This window comes from Candidatus Manganitrophaceae bacterium (genome assembly GCA_012960925.1).
GTDB lineage: Bacteria > Nitrospirota > Nitrospiria > SBBL01 > JAADHI01 > DUAG01.
The window spans coordinates 1-5418 of sequence record DUAG01000032.1; the positions used below are offsets into that span (position 1 = coordinate 1).

General features: G+C 46.0%; 5 protein-coding genes. All 5 read right to left on the reverse strand.

The genetic code is table 11. The annotated features are described in order from the left end of the window. Positions 1 to 173: 173 nt before the first annotated feature. Positions 174 to 536, reverse strand: coding sequence for a hypothetical protein (locus EYQ01_04360; protein ID HIE65037.1), 363 nt, complete (start codon positions 534 to 536; stop codon positions 174 to 176). A gap of 173 nt (positions 537 to 709) precedes the next feature. Beyond that, a complete protein-coding gene (locus tag EYQ01_04365) occupies positions 710 to 1792 on the reverse strand; it encodes a hypothetical protein (protein ID HIE65038.1) in 1083 nt (360 codons plus the stop codon). 311 nt (positions 1793 to 2103) lie between these two features. After that, positions 2104 to 3339: a hypothetical protein gene (locus tag EYQ01_04370; GenBank protein ID HIE65039.1), complete on the reverse strand. Its 1236-nt coding sequence runs from the start codon at positions 3337 to 3339 to the stop codon at positions 2104 to 2106. A gap of 306 nt (positions 3340 to 3645) precedes the next feature. Beyond that, the gene (locus tag EYQ01_04375; protein ID HIE65040.1) at positions 3646 to 4782 is read right to left on the reverse strand and encodes a cytochrome c; all 1137 of its coding nucleotides are present in this window, start codon (positions 4780 to 4782) and stop codon (positions 3646 to 3648) included. A 324-nt stretch (positions 4783 to 5106) separates the two neighbouring features. Continuing rightward, positions 5107 to 5418: HD domain-containing protein (locus EYQ01_04380; protein ID HIE65041.1), on the reverse strand; the 312-nt coding region annotated here is incomplete at its 5' end.

The following is a 5418-nucleotide window of genomic DNA, read 5'->3' on the forward strand; positions in this document are numbered from 1 at the left end:
GAGTTCCATTTAAAGATGGGATTGAGATCAATAAATCAGATCAGGTCGCCGCTTAATGAAGATCTCATACACCAGATTTGACAATAACTCTAAAATATCTCATCATTTATCTTGTAGCATTAAAAGATGTCGTGAACGTAAGGATATTTCTAGGGGAGTTTAATCTTATTGGCTTAACCTTCTTGAGCATGGTTCTCTATGAAGATTTGATATCCTCTTGGGGCGGATAAGATTCGAACTCCCATTCCTCGCATTACCAACCCGTCATTTTCTTTACGAGGGATGTCTTTTGTCCAAACCACTATACCACCAGTTGACGCTTTATAGCCGTCGGACATGGAAGCTTCAATTTCTATATTTGTTCCGGCAGGAAAAATAACGCTCGACTTAATAAACATCCCCGAGTAAGAAAGGTTCATCGTCAGTCCACCGTGATGCAATCCCCCTACACCAAATCGAACAAAATATTCGATGATAAAACGTTGGCTGTTTTGTTTTTTTCTTATCACCTTTATGTCAAAATGTCCTATTTCCATCGGTAACCTCACACAATAATATTAATGATACTTTGTTTCGCCTCTACCGTACTAGTCAAGATGGCCATATTTGCATCCAGCTCGGTCATGGTGGTCATCTGATCCGTTAGCTTTGTGCAAGATCAACATAGACACAAAACCCGGGACAAAATGTTTAAGATAGGTTTTTCATTCTATCCCCGATGCGATGAGATTTCGTGCCACCCTTTGAGGATTAAGGGCAAGCTATTTATCGCATTTGAAATTGCAGCGCAGCTATACTGAATGCTTGCGTTTCCATTCATCCTAAATCTAAAGTTTTCCTCAGTAGGATCAGCCACGGTATTGGCCAGGACGATTGCCCCTTTGATAGAGTTCGTCCCGGTTGATCCCATCCGGTCAATACCAGAATTCCCCGTGATGAGGATGAGGCCATTCCAGGTAAAGTTACCATTGAACTCAACCCTCCCATTCTTGGTTGTCTCACTATTGATGATGAGGATCCCATGTCCGGAAGTATCGCCATTAAATTTTATCCTTGAGTTCGTGGCCGTCAGCGTAAACACAGTGACTTGAGGATCTGCTTCCGTTCCCCAAACGACATCTCCATGATTGACCTTATTCCTGTCTACGATAAAAGTTCGATCTGCACGATCCAAAATCTGGTTCACCATATTCTGAACCATGGCCGGACTCAAGTCACTCGGTCGAAGCTGAATGCTGGGGCTTAATCCGGCTCCTGTAATCTGGTCGCCTGTATTTTTTGTTAGTTGGATTTCTGAATAGACGTCCATAGAATTTACGGAGATCCCGGTTTTGTCTGAGGCACACTCACTCCCCTCCACGGAAGTCTCATCCAATGGAAGGTCTCCGTTGATTGTAGAATTTCCAGAGAATTTTACTCGGCTGAAACTTCCAACGAAGTTCATGGAGGAATTGATTGGAAGCGATGCGAGAGGATTTCTAAATTCTGCCGCGACCTTCTTCTTTCCCCCAGACGGATGCACTGAGGTTGCGGTAACAAAAATACTATCTCCGGTGACGACTTTCCCTGAATTATTGGTCCTGGAGACGTTGACCCTGTATCCTAGCCCCGGGGTCTCGCTAAAATTACTCACGATGAGCCAAGGCTGGCCGACATTCTCAGCAACAATCGTATCAAAGTTCTGTCCCTTTAGCGCCTGAAGGGCATGTTGAACGCCAGCTTCAGCCGCATAGATCGCCTCTGCGGCAACCCTTTCATTTTTTACAATACGCATCCCTATGTAGGTAACCATAATGGACGTCATTATAAGTCCAGTCAGCAAAATAAGCATCATCAGGGAGATGAATAAAACCATCCCTCTTTCATTATGGAGAGGGGTCAGTGAATGTTGTACAAAATTTCTCTGTCTGGTTTCTACCTTCTCCATGATTGTTCCCCTTCGATGAACCAACAGGCTTCTTTTCAGAAGTGATCTGAACAGGCGATATATATTCGAGACGTCTTGCTCTTCTCACCCACAAAAGAAGCCCATTTCTTTTCATAAACTGGCCACTCGATAAAATGACGGTCTTTCCATTTATCCGAGGTGGCCCAGGTCAGTTCTTACCAGTCAAAATCAACTCCGAGAGTTAAGGCATTGCGAAAACTATTCAGCGGATTCGCGCTTACGCCATTGATGTTGTAACTATCCCTCAAAAAGATGCCAAGGTTATCTCTAATATAGTATCTGGCCTGAAAACTCACAACCATCCCATCTTCCTTCTGATTGATAAATCCTCCTGAGCTGAGTTGGTCGTATCTGACCATGAGCAGTAATTTGTCGGTCGCCAGATAATCAGCTTCAACAGTTATTCCGTAGGCATCCTCGTCAAAGGATGTAAGGGTCGCCATTGGCAAGTTCCTGATCTTATCCCAAATGATCGCCCCGTAGAGGTCGAGGTGTTTATATTTGATGTTTCCAGCAAAGCCATATCGAAACCAGTCCACAAGGTCTTTATTAACCATGGCGGTATCATTACCCCAATTGGCCAGGACTGAGACACTTCCAGAAAGATACTCACTCCCCCCGAAGTTGAACCTGCCCATCAGGTAGGGGTCCTTCTTCATGTTGATATCTCTTGATTCACCGCCGACTCCCTGCAGCATCCCGGCTTGAAGGATGAAATTCCCTACCATGGCATGGAGATCAATGCCGAAGCCTTCACCGTTATAGAAGACATTCTCCGTGACTTCTATAAACCCTCCTTCGCTTGTCCTGACCCCGAAAAACTTAAGTGAAGAGGCAAACCCTGATTGGGGCAGACTGAACCGCCGGAGTCTCCCTCCGCTATCAACCCTTCCAGGAATCCCCTTGAAGTATTGTCGCTCCATTGGAAAGGAAAAGAAAGTCGATGGGTCAATCATTCCGATCCTAAGCATCGGTCCAATCGCGATCAGACCTGACCTTGGAAGAGGGGCACCTCTTATCATGGAGCCAAGGTTGAATATCAAGAAGGACCGGGCTAACACGAATTCACCCCCCACCTCTTCAAATTCGCCCTCACCCAATTGAGACCCAAGCGGGTCAGGTATTCCTCCCTCGATCTCAGGCTGTTCGGCTTCGTATTCAAAGAAATAACTGATATCCTGAGTCAGGGTTCCCGCCAAAAAGAGTTCGAGCAGGTTGGGGAAAGTTAGATTCGCTTCGTCTTTGTTCCCGCCATGAAAGGTTTCTACAAGATTTCCAACAACCCGCACCGCGAATATATTGGAAATGCTCCGCTCTAGGTTGACGCGTCCGATTTTTTTCTTTTTCCTGATCTCTCCCTCCTTTGTGGCCGGTATCTGGAATCCATTCATATTGAAGGACTCCCCAAAGGGGTTCAACCTTGGTGGCTTGGTGTGACATGAGGTACAGGAAAGGTTGTATTTCCTGGCAAAGGCAGGAATAGCCCTTGAGGGTGATGAGAAAATTAACACGCCCATGATTGCGATGCTTGTCACTATGAGGACTCCTCCTCTATTCATAATAGCCTGACCCTCTCACTTTAAATGAATTCCTTTATTCGTATTCCACTTAATCATTGTGTATGGAAAAAAATAACGACGATATTGTAGCCGGTTTGAAGGAAACAAAAAAACCCTCTCCTAGATTAAAGATAACTTTCATGGGGTGGCGGGATATTTATCCTGAAGAGATCCGATGTATGCGACAAGATCCCAAGCCTGTTCATCATTCCCCTCAAATAGATCACTATAAGAAGGCATTGGTGTCCCGTTTAGCCCGGTCATGATTGTGCGGTAAACATCCTCCGGAGTGTTTCCATTTCCGAAAGATTCGGGTTTTGCTAAATTGGCCGCCATGACGGGTAGACCCCGCTCATCCCTCATGTTTGTCCTCGCCCCCCTGCCGTTGATCCCATGGCAGGTAATACATTGCATCTCATGGAAAACCTTTTTCCCTCGTGAAACTGCCACACTTTTACTGTAATTGGATTTGGCCTGTGCAGGCTTGTTGTGTAGATCCTCCGATCTTTCTGAATTGTTGATGGTCATGTTAAGATCTAATTTTTCAATCATGTTGTTTAAAACGATTATGATCTCTTTGTATAGATCGAGAGTTGGTTTAGGATTCTCTCTTGGAGCGACCGCTGTTACGGAATTCCTGGCAATCTCATTGAGTACGGTTGTAATGCCTTTGTAAAGTTCGATCCGACCGATCTCAGCGTCTAAAGTCGTAGATCTTGATTCTACCGGACCGCTATCTCTGAGACCAAGACCTGCCTCTTTAATCGGTTCTCCTGTAATTTCCAAAGGCAGTTCTTCTTGTATAAACTCAGCTGTAATGTAGAGTGCAACCTGCCTGAGGCCCTCGTCCCCCAGATGCTTGAACGACGGCATATAACCGGGAATACCATAGGCGATAGTCCTCATGAGGTCTGATAATTTTGGAAGCTCACCTGATTCGGTAGAACGGAATTTAAAAACCCCTCGTGTAAAGTCACGAGGGCGTGGGTGGGAATAAGGACCAATAAAGATGGAGGCAGGACCGTCACCCTGCCCTTTAGAGCCATGACAGAGAATGCAGCTCACCGAATAGATCCTTTTCCCCATCATGATGTCCGACTGGTTTGCCTTCTCCCATTCGGAGGCCATGCTCCATCCGATTGAGGGGTTGCAGAGAAGGAGGACCAAAAACAAGGGAACCCATGCATAGATTACGTTTTTCCTCTTTCCTCCCCTGATGAAGCTATTTATGTCACATTGGTTCTTCATAATATTATATTGGAATTTGCAATACATGTGCCATAGGTTAATTAAGATATATCCAATTGAAATTTAAGGATAAATACTCACTGAACTTTACAAAGTGGAATAATATTATGAAGGAGGGGGGCGGTTCACCCAGTAAATTTGGGCAAAAGGCTTAATATTCGATATTGGACAGAATGTCTAGGTGCATCAAGCCAGATAATGGGGTACATGGATTCCATTAGGCAATTTGATCGATTTTTTACTTTTGTTGGTCATCCCCAGAGAAACGACTCGTATGAGTTGTACTTTTGTCGCGAGTTTCGTTTGGTCATGAATCGAAGCCCACCATGGGGTTAAGGGATCGGTCTGTCGTCAGTCGGCCAGACGGCTGAAAATCTCGCCGAAGGCATCGGTGTTGGCACGGAATATGTCATGTAACTTCGGGTCGAAGTGTTCAGGCATGGTCCGGCCGTCTCCGTCGAGTATGATGCCGAGCGTCTCTTCGTGGTCGAAGGCGGGTTTGTAAGGCCGTTCCGAGCGCAGCGCGTCGTAGATGTCGGCGAGGGAAACGATGCGCGCCTCAATGGGAATCTCGTCGCCCTTGAGTCCGCGCGGGTAGCCACTGCCGTCCCAGCGCTCGTGGTGCGCCCAGGCGATGTTGTCGGCGTAACGCAGCACCGTTGG

Excerpts from the sequence above, each read along its gene's own strand:
- EYQ01_04370 (HIE65039.1), bottom strand. The coding sequence starts at position 3,339 with ATGAATGGATTCCAGATACCGGCCACAAAGGAGGGAGAGATCAGGAAA.
- EYQ01_04375 (HIE65040.1), bottom strand. The coding sequence starts at position 4,782 with ATGTATTGCAAATTCCAATATAATATTATGAAGAACCAATGTGACATA.
- EYQ01_04360 (HIE65037.1), bottom strand. The coding sequence starts at position 536 with ATGGAAATAGGACATTTTGACATAAAGGTGATAAGAAAAAAACAAAAC.
- EYQ01_04365 (HIE65038.1), bottom strand. The coding sequence starts at position 1,792 with ATGGTTACCTACATAGGGATGCGTATTGTAAAAAATGAAAGGGTTGCC.